18 protein-coding genes are annotated in these 20,770 nt (G+C 57.4%); 4 read left to right on the top strand and 14 right to left on the bottom strand.

Annotated features, from left to right (window positions below):
* Positions 1–10 precede the first annotated feature (10 nt).
* The 10 genes from PMYSY11_RS18575 to PMYSY11_RS21995 form a co-directional block, all read right to left on the bottom strand.
* Positions 11–571 (bottom strand): pilus assembly PilX family protein, encoded by a 561-nt coding sequence (locus PMYSY11_RS18575; protein ID WP_239655503.1) that lies wholly within the window; start codon positions 569–571, stop codon positions 11–13.
* Complete coding sequence (locus tag PMYSY11_RS18570; RefSeq protein ID WP_150547690.1) at positions 568–1,347, bottom strand: PilW family protein; 780 nt, start codon at positions 1,345–1,347, stop codon at positions 568–570. Before PMYSY11_RS18570 ends, PMYSY11_RS18575 begins: the two co-directional genes overlap by 4 nt.
* A gap of 8 nt (positions 1,348–1,355) precedes the next feature.
* Complete coding sequence (gene pilV, locus PMYSY11_RS18565; RefSeq protein ID WP_150547689.1) at positions 1,356–1,901, bottom strand: type IV pilus modification protein PilV; 546 nt, start codon at positions 1,899–1,901, stop codon at positions 1,356–1,358.
* Between the two features lies 1 nt (position 1,902).
* Positions 1,903–2,355: a GspH/FimT family pseudopilin gene (locus PMYSY11_RS22000; RefSeq protein WP_150547688.1), complete on the bottom strand. Its 453-nt coding sequence runs from the start codon at positions 2,353–2,355 to the stop codon at positions 1,903–1,905.
* 262 nt (positions 2,356–2,617) lie between these two features.
* Entirely contained in the window at positions 2,618–3,028 is a 411-nt protein-coding gene (locus tag PMYSY11_RS18555; protein WP_172970635.1) for a type IV pilin protein, read from the bottom strand.
* A 62-nt stretch (positions 3,029–3,090) separates the two neighbouring features.
* Positions 3,091–7,764 (bottom strand): hypothetical protein, encoded by a 4,674-nt coding sequence (locus PMYSY11_RS18550; protein WP_150547686.1) that lies wholly within the window; start codon positions 7,762–7,764, stop codon positions 3,091–3,093.
* Positions 7,765–7,778: 14 nt separating this feature from the next.
* Positions 7,779–8,276, bottom strand: coding sequence for a PilX N-terminal domain-containing pilus assembly protein (locus tag PMYSY11_RS18545; protein ID WP_150547685.1), 498 nt, complete (start codon positions 8,274–8,276; stop codon positions 7,779–7,781).
* Positions 8,276–8,899, bottom strand: a complete 624-nt coding sequence (locus PMYSY11_RS18540; protein WP_150547684.1) for a PilW family protein — start codon at positions 8,897–8,899, stop codon at positions 8,276–8,278. Before PMYSY11_RS18540 ends, PMYSY11_RS18545 begins: the two co-directional genes overlap by 1 nt.
* Positions 8,896–9,378, bottom strand: coding sequence for a type IV pilus modification protein PilV (gene pilV, locus PMYSY11_RS18535; RefSeq protein WP_150547683.1), 483 nt, complete (start codon positions 9,376–9,378; stop codon positions 8,896–8,898). Before pilV (PMYSY11_RS18535) ends, PMYSY11_RS18540 begins: the two co-directional genes overlap by 4 nt.
* Complete coding sequence (locus PMYSY11_RS21995; protein ID WP_172970634.1) at positions 9,375–9,845, bottom strand: GspH/FimT family pseudopilin; 471 nt, start codon at positions 9,843–9,845, stop codon at positions 9,375–9,377. The genes pilV (PMYSY11_RS18535) and PMYSY11_RS21995 overlap by 4 nt, the downstream gene beginning before the upstream one ends.
* Positions 9,846–10,177: 332 nt before the next feature.
* Here PMYSY11_RS21995 and thiO point away from each other — a divergent pair, with 332 nt between their 5' ends.
* The gene (thiO, locus tag PMYSY11_RS18525; protein WP_150547682.1) at positions 10,178–11,278 is read left to right on the top strand and encodes a glycine oxidase ThiO; all 1,101 of its coding nucleotides are present in this window, start codon (positions 10,178–10,180) and stop codon (positions 11,276–11,278) included.
* Positions 11,279–11,352: 74 nt separating this feature from the next.
* Here thiO and PMYSY11_RS18520 read toward each other — a convergent pair whose 3' ends face one another.
* From PMYSY11_RS18520 to PMYSY11_RS18510, 3 genes are read right to left on the bottom strand one after another with little or no spacing between them, the layout of a single operon-like run.
* The gene (locus PMYSY11_RS18520) at positions 11,353–12,690 is read right to left on the bottom strand and encodes a sigma-54-dependent transcriptional regulator (protein WP_069898108.1); all 1,338 of its coding nucleotides are present in this window, start codon (positions 12,688–12,690) and stop codon (positions 11,353–11,355) included.
* Positions 12,691–12,692: 2 nt separating this feature from the next.
* Entirely contained in the window at positions 12,693–14,285 is a 1,593-nt protein-coding gene (locus PMYSY11_RS18515; RefSeq protein ID WP_150547681.1) for a sensor histidine kinase, read from the bottom strand.
* Entirely contained in the window at positions 14,275–14,508 is a 234-nt protein-coding gene (locus PMYSY11_RS18510; protein ID WP_150547680.1) for a PP0621 family protein, read from the bottom strand. Before PMYSY11_RS18510 ends, PMYSY11_RS18515 begins: the two co-directional genes overlap by 11 nt.
* 302 nt (positions 14,509–14,810) lie before the next feature.
* On the opposite strand from PMYSY11_RS18510, the gene PMYSY11_RS18505 reads away from it, so the two are divergent.
* Positions 14,811–16,445, top strand: coding sequence for an NAD+ synthase (locus PMYSY11_RS18505; RefSeq protein WP_150547679.1), 1,635 nt, complete (start codon positions 14,811–14,813; stop codon positions 16,443–16,445).
* A 702-nt stretch (positions 16,446–17,147) separates the two neighbouring features.
* On the opposite strand, the gene PMYSY11_RS18500 is transcribed toward PMYSY11_RS18505, so the two are convergent.
* Positions 17,148–18,143 (bottom strand): outer membrane protein assembly factor BamD, encoded by a 996-nt coding sequence (locus tag PMYSY11_RS18500; RefSeq protein ID WP_069898104.1) that lies wholly within the window; start codon positions 18,141–18,143, stop codon positions 17,148–17,150.
* A 148-nt stretch (positions 18,144–18,291) separates the two neighbouring features.
* Here PMYSY11_RS18500 and rluD point away from each other — a divergent pair, with 148 nt between their 5' ends.
* Positions 18,292–19,266: a 23S rRNA pseudouridine(1911/1915/1917) synthase RluD gene (gene rluD, locus PMYSY11_RS18495; RefSeq protein ID WP_069898103.1), complete on the top strand. Its 975-nt coding sequence runs from the start codon at positions 18,292–18,294 to the stop codon at positions 19,264–19,266.
* On the top strand, positions 19,218–20,000 hold the full coding sequence (pgeF, locus tag PMYSY11_RS18490; RefSeq protein WP_150547678.1) for a peptidoglycan editing factor PgeF: 783 nt from the start codon (positions 19,218–19,220) through the stop codon (positions 19,998–20,000). Before rluD ends, pgeF begins: the two co-directional genes overlap by 49 nt.
* Positions 20,001–20,770: the final 770 nt, after the last annotated feature.

Here is a 20,770-nt window from a genome sequence, read left to right as displayed (position 1 = left end):
AATTCGGGCTTCAGTTGAAAATGGCGGCAATAACGGAGCGGATACACAGGGCATCCGGGCCACACTCTTTACCGGCGGTGTTGTTGTCGTTAAACGCCTGGCCATTCACTTCGTAATAGTTGGTGCAATTCTTACCGCTGAGAATGTCTTCAGTCTGGGTGCAGTTAGCCTGCACGCTGCCAACGTTGGTGGCATCACGTACATACCAGCGCGCGCTGCGTTCAAGCGTGGTGGAGCCATCGGCACCTTTATAAGCAGTGGAAACAGAAAAATCGGTGTCGTAAGTGTTGGCGATTTCGGTGATGCACAGCGTCGTGGGGTTGCTGCCTGTGCAAACATCCGGTGGCACGCCATTGTTTTCGAGCCGCCACTCCGCTTCACGCAGGGCCGACTCGGCGGTGCTGCTCAGGCGCTTTTGCTCCATGAGATTGCCGGTAATCTGCGACTCGAGCGCCACTTCGCGCATGCTGCTGACGGCTAGCAAGGTGATAACCAGCAGCATAATCAGGGCGACGAAAAGCACCGCGCCGTTCTGTTTCTTGGGTAGGTCGTATGTGCGATGACTTCTCACGGCATTAGATTCCTGAGCATGATGCCGCTACTGGCAATCTGGTAAAGGTTGTTGTCCGGCGGTGTGCAAGGGTCGGTGTTGCCCATCAGGGTTTGCCAGTCGCAATACGCTTTACTGGTCATGCCTTGCGACAGGTTGTTTTGATCGGTAGTCAGCAACAGTGAATAGCGCACGCTGCGAATTGTGCTGGTGCCAGGGGTCTTGGTGTACGACGACACCTCACGTTCGCTGGCCGGCCCAATACCAAAGGTGTACAGCACCTGGCTGACGCCGTCTGCCAGAACCGCGTCATTGCAGACCAACTCGGCGTTGTTGTTTACGCTGAATTTCTCGACGAATTCCTGGCTTGATGTTGTGTAAGGCGTGGCGAAGTCGGCAGGCGTGGTAACCCCGGTGCCAGCGCAATCTACTTCGGTCGCATCGCGCGGCTCGAACCGCAGGCAAATGGTTGAGTCATCCACTTTAGTGACCACTTGCCCGGCTCTGAAGGTGCACGTGCCAGCGCCGGTAGTGGTATTGAAGGTGCCGGCAGCAAAAGCCTGCTCCAGTGAGTCGTCCGGGCGTCTGCGAAAGCCCGCTTTGGCCAGATGCTGTTCAAGCACCATCAGGGAGAAACGACCGTTCTCCTGATTTTGTGCTTGTCCTTGCTGGAACAGGTAGCTGGTTTTGTTATCAATGTAAATTTGGGTCACGCCCAGAATCAGGAAGCTGCTGATCGCCAGCGCGATGAGCAGTTCCACCATCGACAGACCTGCCTGCTTATTAACGGTGTTCATACAGGCTCCTAAAGCTCGGCGCGCAGGTGATAGTGGCAAATAGTCAGGTCATCGCCCGCTTGAGCGTTGGCGTCCATACATTCGTTTTCCTTGACCCGCCAGGCGAGCTGAATCTCGATGGCGGCGCCTTTGTCAGGGCAAACTGCCGAACCATCTGTGCGGCAAACATAGAAGTCGCTGGTGAGCAGGGCGCCCGCATCCGGCAAGGTCTGCGCTGCTTTTGCCGCCCAGCAGCCGAGGCGATCTTCAGCCGACGCTGGCAGCGGGTTGCAACTGGCCGGTGCATCCGGGAACGCCGTACCTTTTTTCTTGTAATAGTCTGAAGTGCTGGTAGGAACACCCTTCACATCGAGGATGGTCTGCCGGTCGCTGCGCAGGATTTCCATCAGCTCATCGGCGAGCAGCGCCGCCTGATTACGGACTACGGAGTCTTGGGTGTAGGTGATCCCTTTGGCTTGCATGGCGACCATGCCAAGCACGCCAATGCTGATGAGCACCAGGGTGACTAATACCTCGATCATGCTGAAACCGCGATTGCGCACGCGTGAAATCATGTCAGTCAGTCCCTGTTGTCGCCGCAGAGTGAGAGATACGCAGGCTGCCGGCATTCTTCACGGCAATCGAGTAGGTGTTGCTGGCATCCGCACCGCTGATGTTGATGTCGGAATTTGCGGCCGTTCCATCAGGCTTGAAGCTGATGGTGTCGAGGCTTGAGGTCACGGTGATATTGCTCGGAAAGGTCACGGTGCGGACAGTTTCGTTACCGTGTTTGGCGCTCCAGTTGCTGGCGTCGACCTTGCTCACCGACACGGTCATACGCTTATTCACGGCATCGCTGCGAGCGCTTTGCAGCAAGCTGAACAACTCTTCAGCCGAGCTTTTTACGCGGTTCGATTGCATCAGGTTGTTGAAGCCGGGTAGGGCCACTGTGGCGAATATCCCCAATATCACCACCACAATCATCAACTCGATGAGGGTGAAACCCGAGGCGTGTCGTCTTGCGTGCATAAAAACCTGCTCCTTTGCCGAGCTTTAAGGTTTGCATAGCACACAGACAACTGTCCTATATAACGGGATGAAAGGAGGTGGAACGCCGATGATCGGTTTCGGGCTGTTTTATGGGGGGACTTTACGCGGACGCCGCAGAGATTTTTGGCAGCGATTCAGGCCCGGATTGCAGGCGTTGAGTCATCATTGAGGGGGCGTTTCACAGGGTGACTATTAGCGTTTCGACTGATAAGGCTGAGCACAGCTGCGCCCCCATTTAGGCTTAAATTCCGTTGCAGCTACTCCACGCGTCAATTTCCTCAAAGCGGCCCGTAGCGCTGCGCTCACCGGTCGACTCCAGCTTCAAGAGGCCTTTGCCGTTGAGCATTGCTGTGGGGATGGCGATTATTCTGTAGCGGGTAGGCGATGAAGTGGTCAGCGCAAGGGTGAATTGCTTGCTGCCATCGGTCGGGCTTTGGGCGTAGCGGCCGAGGCTGGCATTTATATACGTGTTGTTTTGTGCCCGGTAGCGTTCCATCAGATTGGCGGCGCCGAGCATGGTTGCCTTGGCATTTTCGCAATGGCTGCGGCGGATGTAGCTGTTGTAACTGGGCAGGGCGATGGCTGCCAAAATGCCGATCACCACGACGGCGATCATCAACTCAATCAGGGTAAAGCCGGCTTGCTTGCGCATGAGATCCTTCTCTTGGCAGTTGCGCTTTCTGGCGACGCGCTGCGCGTCGCCAGAAAGCATCATTACAGTTGGGTGTTGTCCATCCAGTAGGTTTTGCCCAGCGGGATCATGTTGGCTGCCGTGGGCTCGACTGATGGATCGGGCAGCACCCAGCAGTTATCGCCGCTGCAAAACAGTTGCGGGTCGCCAGCAATGCCACTGCTGTTGCTTTCGGTTGAGCGGTCAGCATGGCTGCCGGTTTCGCCTACACCGACCAGTGTCGGTGTGGCGTCGCGTAAGCGCACCGAGTAAGCGCGGTTCCTGCCGCTCGAAGGGCGACAGCCATTCGGTAGCGTGGGCTCGTAGGTGTTGAAATTGACCGTCCCTCCCGCCGTCAGCGCTCTGGAAAGGATCTTTTCGCCGGTGTTGCCCATGGCGATGAACCAGCCTCGATCCGGATCGCTAAATGCATCCAGCGCCGTGGCCTGCTCCTGAGCGCTGCCCTGCTGCACCAGGTTTTGAGTCGCGTTATACAGCTTCCTTTCAGTCAGCACGCTTTGCGAGTCATCCGCAAAGACCGCAGAGGTTCGCAGTGAATAGAAACGGTCGCGAATGGTTTTGTTCAGCGGATGGCTGCGATAGCCGCTGCCAATGTTGATGCTGAGTGAACGCTGACCGTCCACATCCAGCACCGCAACATCTGGCGCACTGAAGAACTTGCGTGCATCTTCGGCGGCGCTTGCATTGCCCAAGCTGGCGAGTACACCGCCATTGCTGCCTGCGGTCACAAGGTTGGCGGCGCTGTTGCCATTATTGATGAAGAAGCGCCAGACCTGGCCACCCGTATCACCGACAAAGAACTGGTCGGCGAGTTTCTCGTCGTCACTGACCAATTCGCCGTTGGTCTCCTGAATATCGATGACGCGGATGTTTGAAGGGATGCTGTACTGCATCTTGTCGAGTTTCAGGGTATGCCCTGAGCGGTTACTGGCGGACCAAATCAGGCTGCCCGTTTTAGCATCGACGATGTAAATCGAGTTGCCCACGGCATCGGCGGTATAAACGCTGGTTGTGTAGTTGAGTTCATCCTGATTCTGGTCATAGCCCCCCGCAAAAATCAGCACATCACGAATCTCATCACCGACTTTGATCTTGGTTTTCTGGGGCACCGACCAGGTTTGTCCAAGTTGGCTGAAGCCGGGATACGAGTCGTTGATTTGCCAGAGAAGTTTAGGGCTGTTACGCCGGGTGATATCCAGTGCGTAGAGGTTGTTGCCGCCACGACGCTGGCTGGCGTAAGCGTATACAAACTCGCCTTTATTGAGCCCAGCGGAGCTGCCTGATGCAGGGTCGCCAAAAATCACCCCGTTATTGTTGAGGTCGTTGAACCAGATGGTTGCTGTGTTATCCATTCCATAGAGGTGAGGCGTGTCATTGGTGGATTGCTGGTCGGCGCGCAGAAAGCGGATATTGGGCAGCAACTCTTTAGGCATAAACCCAAATTGCTCGATGCCGGTGGCCGTATCAAAACCATGGATGAACCCTTCATTGGTGCCCAATATCGCAGTGATGTCAGGATCGCTGCAGCGGCCGTTGCTGTAGTTGCCTTTACAGCCATAAGTGACCTGGCGAGGCGATGAGTGCAGGGAGTCACCGAGTGCAAAACGGATCGTGCGGTTGTCACGCTCATACCCGTTGATATATTTCACCAGGTTGTCTCGTGCGCCCGCTTGAGTGGATTGAAGCCCGAACAGGGTAGGCGATATGTTGCCTGCATGTGCTGTTCTTAATGAGTGCAGTGTGTTGGCCTGGCCGTTAACCGGAGTGTTTTTGAAGGTGAAAATATTGCGATCGCCGGGTCTGGGCAGTTTTGCCGCCGCGCCGCCGAGTGTGACGTCTGAGCCATCCTGAATGCTATTCCAGAAGCTACGTGCGCTGTCATAGAAAAAACCGGTGTTCAAGTCGACTGCCGGTGCATCATCCGCATCGACGATAATCGCTTTAGTGCCTTCGGTCTTGAGGCGATAGCGCTTGAGATTGCCGGCCCATCGATTGGTGTTGCCGGGGCGGAACATCGAGAAGTACAGCTGATCGAGATTGTCTGAGCGGTTAAGGCTATTGATCGGCGCACTGGCATTTACAAAAGTGGTATCAGCCGACATTGCGGTGCTCAAAATGTTATTGAATACATCCGACAAACTGCTCGCGTTATTCGCGCTATAAGCGGTGCCGCCGCCCAAGCTCGCCAGCTGGCTGAGAAACCGGGTGGGGCCGGTATTGACCCCAGTGGAAAAGCCGATGGTGTGAGTGATTATGTTGTTAAGACCTTCGAGCGGTGATTGGTCCTGCTCATGCATCCAGCGGGCGAGGGTACGTCCGCACTTTTCAGATATTTTATTGCTGTCGCCCCGACACGCTCCCGCAAGCCTTTGGATGCTGGCGCGTGCAGCTTCACCAATGGTGTTCTCGGCAGGGCCGTTGAAGGCCGCACCGTCAGTGAGCAGGACCACATAATTGGGCTGACACGAGCTTTCAATCGGGCTTGGATTCTTGCCAAGGTGCTTACCCGGTATCTGTGTGTAATACCGCGCGGCTTCGTTAAGCGCGGGCACAATTTGAGTGCCCAAGTGCAAAGTCAGGGCGTTCACATGGCCACGCATGAAGTCACGCGAGGTGTATTTGTTTTCCCCCAGGCCGCCGTGACGCAACTTGATGCGTAATTGCACGGCAGACTCGGCGCCATGTTCGCGGCTCTTCAGTTGCGCTGAGCCGCTCACCGGTCTAAGCAGAAGAGCAAGGGCGTTATCGTCGCTCCACCTCGAATGATTGAAAACTGCCTGTAGCCGGTCTTTAAGCTCTGTAGTCGTGCAACGCTGTTGCACGCCGCTCGTGCCCACACCGCCAAAATCACAAGCGCCTGCTAGCTGGCCATACGTGCGTCTACTTAAATTATTGGTGTTCAGAGCAAGGGCCGCAGAGTTGCCAGTGTTCTCGAAGAAGACTTGAGTCCTGCCCGGAGCGTCAGTATTGGGCGTCGCCAGAATTTCGGCACTCATCACCTGGGCGTTTTTCTTCACCGGGACATGTTGAAAGCGACTGAGGAGAAACCTATGCGCAAACGGCAAGTGATTGCTGGTGATGCTGACCTGCCCACCGCTGCAGTTATTTGCATTGACGCAGGAACGCGGTCTGTTCTGCGAGCCGTCGTCTTTCTTGTTGAGCACTGAGATATTGATGATCGGGTTCAAGCAACCCTCATCGCCGTCGGAGAACGCCAGTCTCAGCACGGGCTTGAGGTCTTCTCCGTGATCAAAGCTGTAAGCCGTGCGGCTGCCTTCCCCGGCAGTTGGAGACAGGAAGAATGCCAGTGAGTTGTTGCCACACCAACCAGGCCTGTCGACGATGCCTTGAACCAGTTCGGTGACATCGGGGCCTTCAATGTAATTGTTTTCTGCGCTTGTTCGCCACGCATCCGGCGTCCAGTTGATCGACTTGGTTTTACTCCTGTTCATGAAGTTCTCCGTGCTGCCAAACACCTCAGTATCGGTGCCGTTCTGCGCAGCGATGGCGAAGGTAACCGGACGATCATCTGAGCTTGCGGGCACAAAGTCGATTCGTGCCGAGGTGAGGCGGGCGCCTTGTGGGATCGCCACATCCTCGAACCGCAGCCCTGTTGCTCGGTTGCTGTCTTCATTGCCTGACCAGCTGATTTCCAGGCGAGGGGAGTCGGCTGCACCGTCACCAATGTGCCAGGGATAACTTGCAGGCGTAGCCCCCCGCACACGCAAAGCGACATCGCCAATAGGATTGAGTGCAGGCGCTAGTTGCTGAAGCTTTTGTAATTGGCGGGTGAGGTCGAATGTAATCGTGTCGTGGTTGCGAGACGGGATTTGGCTGAGGTGCAGATCGGTGTTGCTAAAGTTGCGGCGACTTAGAGGGTTGCCCGCATTGATGGCGCTGGCCGTCTTGCTGTTTTCAAGCTTGATATTGAATCGGCTGGGGGATTGGGTTGAGGTGCCTTTGAGGATCAACTTGGCTGACTTGATCGTCACACCCTGTGGAACGTTGAGGTTGCGAAACAGTAGCAAGCCATCGTTACCGGACGCACCGTTGCTACTTTCAAGCTGGGTTTTAACGCCGCCCGGACACTCAGTGCTGGTGGCGTCCAGTTTGGCTGAGCAAGCAACTGAGTCGCCATTCTGATTGAGCACAAAGTACGACGAGAAATCGCTGTTGTAACCTGCGGATGCTCCCAGTGAGCGGCTGATACTGGATGGATCCAACTGTTGGCCAGTGGGCGCTTTAATGAAGCCCATAACCAATGTTTTATCACTGGCGCGGGTGGTTCCGTTGCTCAAGTAGCTTGAGTCGTCTCCACTTTGGCGCAAAGCCGGCGTGGCCAGTTTGTTGTTCATGGGCTGGTCGATATGCTGGACTTTCATCAGCATCCGCGACTTGGTTTTCGGGTTCGGCTGAATGGTCATCAGGCCGATATTGATGTCTTCAGCCGTATTGAGAAGGCCGCGGAACGCTTGCTTCATCTGCACCAGTCGCGAGCTGTTTTGGCCTCTGTCAACTGCGCTCATAGAGTCTGAGTTATCCAGAATAAACATCACGTTTGGGCGCGCTGTTGATTCAGGTGGCGGCTCGCCAAAGAAAATTTCAGTATCGTCGCCAGCGCTCAGTGGAATTTGCAGCGCCAATAAAAATGCAGCGGTGGTTGTGAGTGCGCGCGGGCGATTATTCGAGCAATTCATGCTGCTCTCCTTGATTAGTAGCGGACCAGATGACCTTGACGGTGCTCGGCTCGTGCGGGGTGCTCAGCGGGTGAGCAGCTGATATCCGTATCAACGCACGTATTGCTGCGACTGATGATGTTGAAACAGGCGAATTGAAAGGTGCTCGAATCTTCGGCTGCGTCCAGCGAATAGGCGGGCACTACTTTTTCGCAGGTTCCGGGGCTGGCGGCCTTGGCAATGAATTGCGCCACCTGGGTTTCATTGCTGCCATCGCTGCTGCGTATAAAGCTGACTGTGCCCAGCACATCGGGCGAGGCGGCTATCGTCAGGGATTTCTTGAAGTTTTCGATCCACGCCTGAATGCCATTTTCTGCAGCTTGAAAGGCGGTGTTTTGTTCCTGGCTGTTGGTGGCCATGCGTACCTGTAGCGACGACTGATACGCCGCCGCAATGGCGATAATGGTGAGCAGCAGCAACAGCGACAGACTGATCAGCAAGGCCGCTCCGGTTTGTTTATGGCGAGCATTCATCAGAGTCGATTCCTCAACTGATAGGTGTTGCTGTAGGTGCGGGCGACCTCGTCACGTGCATCGTTAATATCCAGGCTCACGCGCACGGCGCGGGTGTCAGCAAGCTGTTCGGGCGTCACTTCGCTGCTTTCAACCCACAAGGTTTTGCTGTCGGCCACAACGGCGAACTCAATGGCGTTGATGTGTGCGTGATCGAGCACGGGTTCGTCGTCCATGCACAGGCGGTTGGTTTCGCATTGGCTGTAGGTCACGCGCTTGAGAAACAGCGCTTCGCCTTGGCAGGTTTTGTAGTACGAGAACGGCACACCGGTGTCTTGCGTGGTGGCGTAGTTGAACGTAATGCTGCGGTCGCCCGCTTCAATGGCATCGTTGGGCAGGGTCAGGCCCTTGATTTTCAGTGTGCTTCTGGCCGAGCGGCACCCTTGATACCCGGCTCTGCGGGCATCGCTGCCGATAATCTCCAACGCGATCCGACCGCTTTCCTGTACGCGTGCAACCGCAACATTTGTGCGGTTGGAGGCCGATGTGCTGGCGAACAATTCGATTGCCCCGAGAATCAGCAAAGAGCTGATCAAAATGGACACCATCAGCTCTATCAGGGACATGCCCGTTTGCTTGCTCATAAGTCAAAACTCACGGCAAAGCTGGAGTCACCTGTTACGCCCTCAAGCGCGGAGGATTCCACCCAGATAATTTCGATGCTGTACTGGTTGTCGGTGCGGGTAATGTTGGCCCGAGCCCCGGGAATACTAGAGGCCAGCATGGTTTGCCATTGGTGCAGATCAAGCTGCGCCTGCTCAGTGTCCGTACAACCGTCGTCGCCACACTCGGGGCGTTCGCCCAGGCTGTAGTCGACCTCGAGTTGAGCGTCAGCGTCGAGCAGGTAGTCATCGGCGCTGCTGGCTAACGCATGGTTGAGGCGGGTGCGTTCCGAGAAGTCATACGCCAGCAAGCTGGCCTGGCCGCGTAAGTAAGCGCCTTGGCTGGCCTGTACGCTAGTCATCATCAACGTTGCCATGCCCAGTAAGCCGATGGATAAAATCACCACGGCGATCAGCACTTCAAGCAGGGTGAAACCGCGTTGCCCAGTGAGTCTTTTCATGAGCAAGACGCACCGCTGCAGGCCTGGCCGATGGCATTAATCTGGATCTTTCGCGCGAAGGCATCGCCGCGTGAATCGTTGAGCGTGAAGGAGGCCGCAGTGGTTTTACCGTCACCGCGATAGTCGATGCGCGGCCGTGTACTGGTGATGGTTACACCGGCGCTGCTCAACGGCACCACGCGCAGAATGTCGCTGCCCTGCGTGATTAAAATACCGGCGCTCCAGTTCGCATCATCTACGCAGGCGCTTTGATCACGGCTGGCAGCGCATACCGTGATGGTGCTGCGCAGCATGGCCGCTTCACTGCGGGCCATTTGCATCACACCGAGCAGGCTATTGGCGGTGCTGCTCAGGCGGTTATCGAGTATCAGCGAGCGAAAGCTGGGAACGCCGATAGTGGCCAGAATCCCGATGATGGCCACCACCATCAGTAACTCGGCCAGGGTGAAGCCTTTTTGAGTGCGCATTGGGTCTCCTCGGTTCCATCCGATAGCGCTAACCATGTCCATTAATTGCGCCACCCAATTCAACAGGTACGAGCGCAACGGTTAGCCAACGACGCCATTCAGCCGGATTTGGCCTGCGTGAGTGCGGTGAGGGTTCTCAATCCGGGGCGGCGAAAGGTCGGGAATTACTACAGGAAATTGCGTCAGGAGGATTTGCGCGACGCAGGTCGCAAATCTGCTTTGCGGCACCACCGTGATGATTGCGGTTTTGTTGCTGCCCCTCGCGGCGCTGACGGGCATAATTGGCCAATGTCGCAGCACATTTGTTCATACACAGCAACAAGAGAGGGTGCATGTCAGGGGTTGATGCAGTCGTAATTGGTGGTGGTGTAATCGGTTTGCTGACCACCCTCGGGTTGGCGCAGGCCGGCCAGAAAGTGTTGTTGCTGGAGCGCCAGCAACAGGTGGGAAGTGAGGCGTCGTGGGCCGGTGGTGGCATTGTCTCGCCGCTGTATCCCTGGCGTTATGCACCGGCTGTGTCGGCATTGGCGCACTGGTCGCAAGACTTCTACCCAAAGCTTGCCGAGCAATTACTGGCGGCTACCGGAATCGACCCCGAAGTTCATGTGACCGGGCTGCATTGGCTGGATCTCGACGACGAGGCAGACGCGCTGAGTTGGGCGCAGCGCAATCAGCGGCCCTTGTTTGCAGAAGATATCGACTCGGTGTATCGCGCCGTCCCGCCGCTTGGGCCTGGCTATCAAAGCTCCCTGCACATGCCCGGAGTGGCCAATGTGCGTAACCCTCGGCTGATTAAATCGTTGCGCGCCGCCTTGCAGGGATTGGGCAATGTACAGCTGCGCGAAGCCGCTGAGGTGACCGGCTTTGTCCGTGATGGCGAGCGGGTGGTTGGCGTTAAAAGCGCCGCAGGCGAGTGGCTGGCAGAGCGGGTGATTGTGGCAGCAGGTGCCTGGAGCGGCGATTTATTACGCAGCCTGAACATCGAGTTGCCGGTAGTGCCGGTCAAAGGCCAGATGATTTTGTTCAAGTGCGCCGATGACTTTCTGCCGAGCATGATATTGGCCAAAGGCCGTTATGCCATTCCGCGCCGCGACGGGCACATTCTGGTCGGCAGCACCCTTGAGCACGAAGGTTATGACAAGACGCCAACCGAGACTGCGCTCGCAAGCCTGCATGCCTCGGCGATAGAGTTGCTGCCCGCATTGGCGGATGCCGAAGTGGTCGGGCATTGGGCCGGGTTACGCCCAGGATCACCGGACGGTGTGCCGTTTATCGGGCCTGTTTCCGCGCATCCGGGCTTGTGGCTGAACTGCGGCCATTACCGCAATGGGCTGGTGCTGGCGCCAGCGTCATGCCAGTTGCTGGTCGATTTGCTGCTGGGACGCGCGCCGATCATCGCCCCCGATCCTTACGCCCCGGACAGCCGTCTGTAAACGTGGCGAGGCGACAGTCAACCTACGCAGTTGCTGTCGCCGTGATCATCGCTTTCGGGCTTTGGCGTTTGGGTTTAATCGATGCCCAGCTTCTTCAGACGGTAGCGCATGGACCTGAATGTCAGTCCCAGCCGTTGGGCCGCGGCGGTGCGATTCCAGCGGGTTTCTTCCAGCGCCTGCATGATCAATTTGCGCTCGATCTCTTCGAGGTGATCTTCAAGGTTGTCGATCTCGGCCAGGCTCGCCTCGCTGGCATCGCCGCCCGGTGAGGCGTCGGCAAGGCGCAAATCGCCGGCGCTGATCTCGTCGCCTTCGCATAGGGTGTAGGCGCGCTCAAGCATGTTCTCCAGTTCGCGCACGTTGCCGGGAAAACGGTAGCACTTGAGCTTGTCCAGTGCTTCGCTGGTAAGCGTCGCGGGGCTTGCGCCGGAGCCTGTGGCAAGTCTTGCAAGCATGGCATTTGCCAATTGGCTGATGTCTTCGCGGCGTTCACGCAAGGCCGGCACGCGCAGTTCGATTACGTTGAGGCGATAGAACAAATCCTGACGGAAGCGCTCGGCAGCCACTTCGGCGCCGAGGTCTTTATGGGTGGCCGAGAGGATGCGCACATCGACCACCACTTCCTGCTGACCGCCCACCGGGCGCACGGCTTTTTCCTGAATCGCGCGCAGCAGTTTTACCTGCATCGCCAGCGGCAGATCGGCGACTTCATCAAGAAACAGGGTGCCGCCGTTGGCCGCTTGAAAAAGCCCTTGCTTGTCTTCTATGGCGCCGGTGAAGCTGCCTTTCTTGTGGCCGAAGAACTCGCTCTCCATCAACTCGGAAGGGATGGCGCCACAGTTGACCGGCACGAACGGCTGTTCGGTGCGTGGGCCGGATTCGTGAATCAACCGCGCCACCAGCTCCTTGCCGCTGCCTGACTCGCCGCTGATGTAAACCGGCGCCTGACTGCGGGCCAGTTTGTGGATTTGCTTGCGCAGGCTGTTCATCGGCGGTGAGTCGCCGAGTAGACGGCTATCAACCGGCAACTTCTGATTATCGACTGAACCCAGGCGCAATGCGCTGTTCACCAACTCGCGCAGGCGGTTGAGATCTACCGGCTTGGTCAGGAAGTCAAACGCCCCGGCCTTTAGCGCGTTTACCGCTGTGTCGAGGCTGCCGTAGGCGGTAATCATCGCGACCGGCATCTGCGGGTGGCGCTGGCTGATGTATTGCACCAGCTCAATGCCGGTGCCGTCGGGCATGCGCATGTCTGTCAGGCACAGGTCAAACGGCTCTTTGCTCAGCCATTCACGCGCCTCCTTAACATTGCGCGCACAACGGGTGTCGAGCTTCATGCGGCCAAGGGTTATCTCAAGTAGCTCGCGGATATCGGGCTCGTCGTCAACGATCAATGCTCTTTGGCGGGTCATGTTCAGCTCAATTTACGCGGGTGGGCAAAGGTGATGCGAAAACAGCTACCACCTTCATCACGAGGTTTGTAATCCAGCCTGGCCTGATTGCTCTCGCACAGCTCGCGCGAAATATACAGGCCAAGGCCGGTGCCTTTATTCTCGGTAGTAAAGAAGGGTTCGAAGATGTGCGAGACCTGATCGCTTGGAACGCCACGCCCATCATCGAGAACCTCAAGTACCGGCAATTCGGTTTCATCGGCGCAGAACAAACGTAACCAGACCTGCGCCTGACTGTTGTTCTGAGCACTATAGCGCAAGCCGTTTTGCACCAGATTCGTTACCACTTGGGTCAGCTGGTTGGGGTCCATGCGGGTTTTGGTATTGCCCTTGAGCGTTTCTACGTGCAGCGTCTGCGAGCTTTTCAGGGTGCCGCGAAACTCGCTGGCGAAACGGTGAACCCAGTATTTAAGGTCGAGCAGTTGCGGCTCCGGCTGGCGACGGCGGGATAGCTGCAGCACGTTCTCGATAATCAGGTTCATCCGCCGAGACTGATCCTGAATAATCTGGATCAGGCGTTTATCGGGGGCCTGCAAATCTTCCGACTCATTGAGCAATTGCGAGGCGTGGCTGATGGCGCCCAACGGGTTGCGTATCTCGTGGGCGATGCCAGCAGTCAGGCGGCCAAGGGCAACCAGCTTGAGTTGCTGCGCCTGTTGGGCTAGCTCGGTGGTGTCATCCAGAAACACCAGCACGTTCTGCTGTGCGCCGTGTTGCACCTTAACAAAGCTTGGTTGCAACATCGGGCCATCCGGCTGAGCCCTGAACTCGGCCGAGCGCAGGGTCGGGTTGTAATGCCATTGATGCAGGCAGTTGATTAGCTCGGGGCAGTGCGGATCAACAATCAGCCCGGTAATGTCCGTGTGTCCCAGCAGGCGTTTGGCGCCATCGTTGGCCAACAGCACGCGGTTATGCGTATCCAGCACCAGAATGCCGGTGCGCATGCGCTGCAAAATCAACGAGTTTAGGGCTTCCAGGTTGGCGACTTCTTCAGCACGTTGCTCCGCCAGGGTCTCGCTCAAATACAGACGTTTGCTGATGCCCTGAACGAATAGCGCAGCGGCGAAACACAGGGTCCCGAGTGCCCCGGCCTGCACATACTGGCTCGATGCCGATGGGTGAATGATGCTCAGGTAGAACGTCAGGTAAATCATGCCGATGGTGGCAATGGCCGCGATCAGCAGGCCGATTCTGCCGCGCAGCAGAATATTGGATATGGCCACCGCCACAATCAGCAGGTTGCCGATACCGCTGGGCGTTCCGCCTGCGGCAAAGAACAGCGCGCAGAGCAAAATGACATCGACCAAGGCCAGGCTGAATATCTGCACCGTGCTGCGCGGGCGTTGCACGCTGACCGCAATGGTGATGTTGAGAATCAGGTAGAACCAGCTGCCGGCGCGAAATAGCGCCGGATGCACCATGTCGAGTAACTGGCTGTCGAGGTCGCTGGAAATAAGGAAGGCCAGCGCCAGGCCGATGATTACGCGGTAAAGGTTGTAGAGCTTGAGTATCCGTCGACCTTGAGCGCCGCGCAGGGTGAACTTATCAGCGATCACCGGATTTCGGGCCTTGCTCTAAGTGCTTTTTGCTGCAGTACCAACGGCTGTTTTGCTCAAGCGCCTGCTCTTGCGGCAAGTACAGATTGCAATGCGCGCAACGCACCATGGGCTTGGCCGTGTTGGCTTTGGTCTTGGGCCGGGCAGGGCGGGTGATTCGGCGGAACAGCCAGTAGCCGGCAGCTGCAATTGCAATAATCAGTATCAGGCGAAAAAGGCCCATAAAATGCTCTTCCAAAAGGGGTGCAGGCAGTTTAGCGAAGCTTGTCCGGTGCGCACAGCCGCTAATTTCGACTTAATTCGGCGGGCGAATCAGCGAATGCCTATGATCGGCGATTTTTAATCGTCTTACTGTCTATTGCTCGGCAGTGTTGCGCCTAAGATTACCCGCAATAGGTGACATTGCTCGCGCTAAATAGTGGGCTTGACGTTGTTCTCGGACGCGCCGATGCGGGACAATGCGCGCCATACGGCGATGAGCATCAGAATGCCATTGCACATGCTTTTTATTTGGTGGAGGCGGCCATGAGCCAAACCCTGCGGGTCGTGATGGCCCAATTGAATATGCGAGTCGGCGACGTTCACGGCAACGCCGAGCAAGTGATCGAGGCTGCGTGCAGCGCCCGCGACCAGTGGAATGCTGACGTAATTGTGTTTCCCGAGCTGGCGCTGAGCGGTTATCCGCCCGAAGACTTGCTGCTGCGTTCGAGCATGCAACTGCGCATCGAGCAGGCACTCAAGCGTGTGCAGGACGAAGTACGCGGCATATATGTGGTGGTTGGCTTCCCGTGGCTGGAAGACGAGGTGCGTTACAACGCCTGCGCAGTCATCGCCGATGGCCAGTTGCTGGCCCGCTATTACAAGCAGAAGCTGCCCAACTATCAGGTTTTCGACGAAAAACGCTACTTCATCCCGGGCGACCAACCGTGCGTTGTCGACATCAAGGGTATTGCCGTAAGCCTGACCATTTGTGAAGACATCTGGTTCGCCGAGCCCATGCAGCAGGCGCGTGACGCCGGTGCGCAATTGATGCTCAGCCTGAACGCCTCACCGTTCCATCTGGACAAACAGCGTGAGCGCGAAGAAGTGCTTAGTGAGCGCGCACGTGCCGGGCAGATGCCGATCGTCTACGTCAATCAGGTAGGCGGTCAGGATGAGCTGGTGTTCGATGGCGGAAGCTGCGTGGTTGCAGCCGATGGCACGGTGCATTCGCGAATTGCCGCATTCCGTGAAGGGCTGTATCCGGTCGATTTGCAGATTCTCGACGATCAACAAATTGTCCCGCGTGAAGCGGCCAGCGCAGCGCTGCCAGAACTGGAAGCCAGCGTATACGATGCGCTGGTTGTGGGCGTGCGTGACTATGTGCGCAAAAATGGCTTCAAGGGCGTGCTGCTAGGGTTGTCGGGCGGTATCGACTCGGCGCTGACGCTGGCGGTGGCGGCTGATGCGCTGGGCGCTGAGCATGTCGAAGCGATCATGATGCCTTATCACTATACCGCGCAAATCAGCCTGGAAGATGCCGAGGCCGAAGCGCGTGCGTTGGGCGTCACCTATCGGGTGCTGCCGATTGCGCCGATGGTCGAGTCGTTCATGACGACCCTGGCACCGGTATTCGAGGGCATGGGCCGCGACACCACCGAAGAGAACCTGCAAGCACGCTGCCGTGGCACGCTGTTGATGGCCATTTCGAACAAGAAGGGCTATCTGGTGCTGACCACCGGCAACAAGAGTGAAATGGCAGTGGGTTATGCCACGCTTTACGGCGACATGGCCGGAGGCTTTGATGTGCTCAAAGACGTGCCCAAAACCCTGGTGTTCCGTCTTTGCGAGTACCGCAATACGCTGAGCCCGGTGATTCCGCAGCGGGTTATTGACCGTCCGCCATCAGCCGAACTGGCGCCGGATCAAAAAGACGAAGATTCGCTGCCGCCGTATCCGGTGCTCGATGAAATCCTCAAGCTTTACATCGAATACGACCTGTCAGCCAATGCCATCATCGCCGAAGGCTTTGATTCCGACACAGTAAACCGCGTGCTGCGCCTGGTTGATCTGAACGAGTACAAACGCCGTCAGGCCGCCGTGGGCGTGCGCGTAACCCAGCGCGGCTTCGGCCGTGACCGCCGTTACCCAATCACCTCAGGCTGGCGTCGCGGGGATTAAGATCGATTGCTTCGCGTGAAGCGTGAGCAGGACGGGCCAATTCCTGCGGAGGATGGATAAACCGCAGGTTAATCCGTCATGGCGATTTCGCGGTCATGCGCGGTTTGGCTTTTGATTCGCGGGTGAATTGGCGAATTTTGGCGACGTTGTCGCGCGACGGATTGCCCCAGTACGGGGCTATCCATCCTCCGGTCGCCGTGTGGCGTGGTTTGGTGTGACGTGGAATGACGTGACGTGGCGCAATGCTGCGTGCCGTCACCCATGGAGGATGGAAAAACCGCAGGTTAATCCGTCATGGCGATTTTGCGGTCGTACGCGGTTTGGCTTTTGATTTGCGTGCGGACTGGCGAATTTTGGCGACGTCGTCGCGCGACGGATTGCCCCGGTGCGGGGCTATCCATCCTCCGATCGCCGTGTGGCGTGGTTTGGTGAGGCGTGGAATGGCGTGACGTGGCGCAATGCTGCGTGGGGCTTCTCCTGCGGAGGATGGATAAACCGCAGGTTAATCCGTCATGGTGGTTTCGCGGTCGTACGCGGTTTGGCTTTTGATTTGCGTGCGGACTGGCGAATTTTGGCGACGTTGTCGCGCGACGGATTGCCTCGGTCCGAGGCTATCCATCCACCGATGATGGTGTTGATTGAACAAATCGCAGGTACAAAAAAGGAGGCCTGAGCCTCCTTTTTTGTGTGACGCATTGGCGCTTAGTCAAACACGCCAAAGGTCATGTAGCTGAACCATGAGCGATCATCGCTCTCGACTTCAGGCTCTTCGACCGCGCCTTCACGGATTTCTTTCGGGATCTGGTCCTGGGCGTCTTGGTACTGGCGCTCAACATCCTGGCTGGCGCGGGTTTCACCTGGCGGCAGCGGAGCGTCGGTTTCAATCAGGCCCAGAGTCATCTTGGCCAGCCAGGAACGGTTGTCTTCCTCTTCTTCGAGAGGCACGAACTGGCCGTCTTCAAGGCTTGGGTGATCCGGGTAGTTGAGCTTCAGCGTTTCCAGGCTGGTGTTGGCCAGCTCGGTCAGGGTCAGGTGCTGATACGCCTCGGTCATTACCGCCAGGCCGTCACCCACTGCCGGGGTTTCCTGGAAGTTCTCAACCACGTAGCGGCCACGGTTGGCAGCCGCAACATAGGCGTGGCGAGTCATGTAGTAATGCGCCACGTGAATTTCGTAGGCGGCCAGCAGGTTGCGCAGGTAAATCATCCGCTGCTTGGCGTCCGGCGCGTAACGGCTGGTCGGGTAGCGGCTGGTGAGCTGGGCAAACTCGTTATACGAGTCACGGGCAGCGCCTGGGTCACGCTTGGTCATGTCCAGCGGCAGAAAGCGCGAGAGCAGGCCGACATCCTGGTCGAACGACGCCAGACCCTTGAGGTAATAGGCGTAATCGACGTTTGCGTGCTGCGGGTGCAGACGAATAAAGCGCTCGGCCGCGGCGCGTGCAGCTTCCGGCTCCGAATTCTTGTAATGCGCGTATATCAGCTCTAACTGAGCCTGCTCAGCGTAACGGCCGAACGGGTAACGCGACTCCAGCGCTTTCAGCTTGGTAACGGCGCTGGAGTAGCTATTATTGTCCAGGTCAAGCTGGGCCTGCTGGTACAGCTCGGTTTCACTGAGGTTCTCGTCCAGCGGTTCTTTAGACGAACAGGCGGCTGTTAGAGCGAGGATGGCGATCAGCAGCAGGTGTTTCACTTGCATGGCGGCTTGCGTCCCTGTGACGGCGGCTGTCTTGAGCTCAGCCGTCCTGTTATGATGAACGCCCCCGGTAGCCCTGGGGCAAAGTCGCCGTATTTAACCACAAGCGCGTAGCTGAAACCAAAGGCTATGCCCCCCGCTGTTGCAGAGTATGTCATCAATAATTAAGCAGGCCATTCATTTAAGCGCCGAGGTTCCATCCGAAATGGGTGGTCAACGCCTCGATCAAGTCGCCGCCCAACTCTTCGCGGAGCACTCCCGTTCGCGCCTTTCCGCCTGGATAAAAGAAGGCCTGCTGACCGTTGATGATCAGGTGGTGCGCCCGCGTGACATCGTTCACGGCGGCTCAGTGCTGGTTCTTAATGCCGAGCAAGAAGCGCAGGGTGAGTGGGTTGCGGAAGACATCCCGCTGGATATCGTCTACGAAGACGAACATATCCTGGTGATCAACAAACCGGCCGGACTGGTTGTGCATCCGGCTGCCGGGCATGCCAGCGGTACATTGCTGAATGCGTTGTTGCACCATGTTCCGGATATCGTCAATGTGCCGCGCGCCGGCATTGTCCATCGTCTGGATAAAGACACCACGGGCCTCATGGTCGTGGCAAAAACTATTCAGGCGCAGACGCAGCTGGTGGATCAGTTACAAAAACGTACCGTTAGTCGTATTTATGAGTGCATCGTTATCGGCGTAATTACCGCCGGCGGCACCATCAATGCACCTATCGGGCGTAGCTCGGCGCAACGCCAGCGCATGGCAGTGACGGATGGCGGCAAGCCGGCCACCAGTCACTACCGCGTACTGGAGCGTTTCCGCTCGCACACGCACACCCGGGTCAAACTCGAAACCGGGCGCACCCACCAGATTCGTGTGCACATGAGCCACGTTGGTTATCCGTTGGTTGGCGATCCGGTTTATGCCGGACGCTTCCGGATTCCGCCGGCTGCCAGCCCGACGCTGGTGCAAAGCCTTAAAGAATTTCCACGTCAGGCCCTGCACGCGCGTTTTCTGGAGCTGGATCACCCAGAGACCGGTAAGCGCATGAAGTGGGAGTCGCCATTACCGGATGATCTGGTATGGCTGCTGACATTGTTGCGCCAAGACCGCGAGGCATTTATCGGGTGAGCAGTTTTGCGCACGACTGGCTAACCCCGGATTGGCCCGCGCCAGCCTGGGTTCGAGCTTGCATTACCACACGCTCGGGCGGTGTCAGCTTGGCGCCGTTCGATACGCTGAATCTGGGCGAGCATGTTGATGATGATCCGGTTGCGGTGGCCAAAAACCGCCAGCGCCTGATCAGCCTGATTGGTTGCAAGCCTGCCTGGCTGAGCCAGGTTCATGGCGTTGCCGTGGTCGAGGCAGACCCGACGCAAGTGCTCAGCGCCGACGGCAGCTGGACTGCAACACCGGGCGTCGCCTGTACGGTAATGACTGCTGACTGTTTACCTGTGTTGTTCTGTGATCGCGCCGGCAAGCGCGTCGCCGCTGCGCATGCAGGCTGGCGTGGGCTGGCGGCTGGCGTGCTTGAAGCGACGCTGGATGAAATGGCCGTCGAGCCAGAGGAAACCTTGGTCTGGCTGGGGCCTGCGATTGGTCCGCAAGCATTTGAAGTGGGTGCCGAGGTGCGCGAAGCCTTCGTCGCTCAGCACGCCAATGCCGTGGAGGCATTCAAGCCCAGCGAGAATAGTGGCCGTTTCATGGCGGACATCTATCAGCTCGCGCGCATTCGCCTGGCTGCTCGCGGAATTACCGCTGTTTACGGCGGCGATTTTTGCACCGTGACAGATCCACGCTTTTATTCCTACCGTCTGGCCAATCGCACCGGACGCTTTGCATCAATGATCTGGCTGGCAAATTAACCGGCTGGATTGTCATGATCGTGCGCGGTCTGGCTTTGATTTGTGCGCGGGGCGGCGAATTTGGGCGACTTGGTCGCCTTGACGGATTGCCCCTTGCGGGGCTATCCATCCTCCGTCTTATGGTTTTGTCGAAATCTTCCGTGGAGGATGGATCAACCGCAGGCTGATCCGTCATTGCGGTGTCTTGGTCGTGCGCGGTCTGACTTTGATTTGCGTGTGATTCGCGGGTTTGGGCGATGGGATCGCCATGACGGATTGCCTCCTTGCGGGGGCTATCCATCCTCCGTGTTCCGGTTTTGTCGAAATCTTCCGTGGAGGATGGATCAACCGCAGGCTGATCCGTCATTGCGGTGTCATGGTCGTGCGCGGTCTGGCTTTTGATTTGCGTGTGATTCGCGGATTTGGGCGATGGGATCGCCTTGACGGATTGCCTCCTTGCGGGGCTATCCACCCTCCATTTTCCGGTTTTGTCGAAATCTCCTGTGGAGGATGGATCAACCGCAGGTTAATCCGTCATTGCGATGTCTTGATCGTGCGCGGTCTGGCTTTTGATTTGCGCGTGGATCGGCGGATTTGGGCGACGGGGTCGCCATGACGGATTGCCTCCTTGCGGGGCTATCCATCCTCCATTTTCCGGTTTTGTCGAAATCTTCCGTGGAGGATGGATCAACCGCAGGCTGATCCGTCATTGCGGTGTCATGGTCGTGCGCGGTCTGGCTTTTGATTTGCGTGTGATTCGCGGATTTGGGCGATGGGATCGCCATGACGGA

The sequence above is a fragment of the Pseudomonas marincola genome, from assembly GCF_900682675.2.
GTDB classification, from domain to species: Bacteria; Pseudomonadota; Gammaproteobacteria; order Pseudomonadales; family Pseudomonadaceae; genus Aquipseudomonas; species Aquipseudomonas marincola.
The sequence above is the reverse complement of the archived record's forward strand: the minus strand, read 5'-3'. Positions and strand labels throughout refer to the sequence as shown.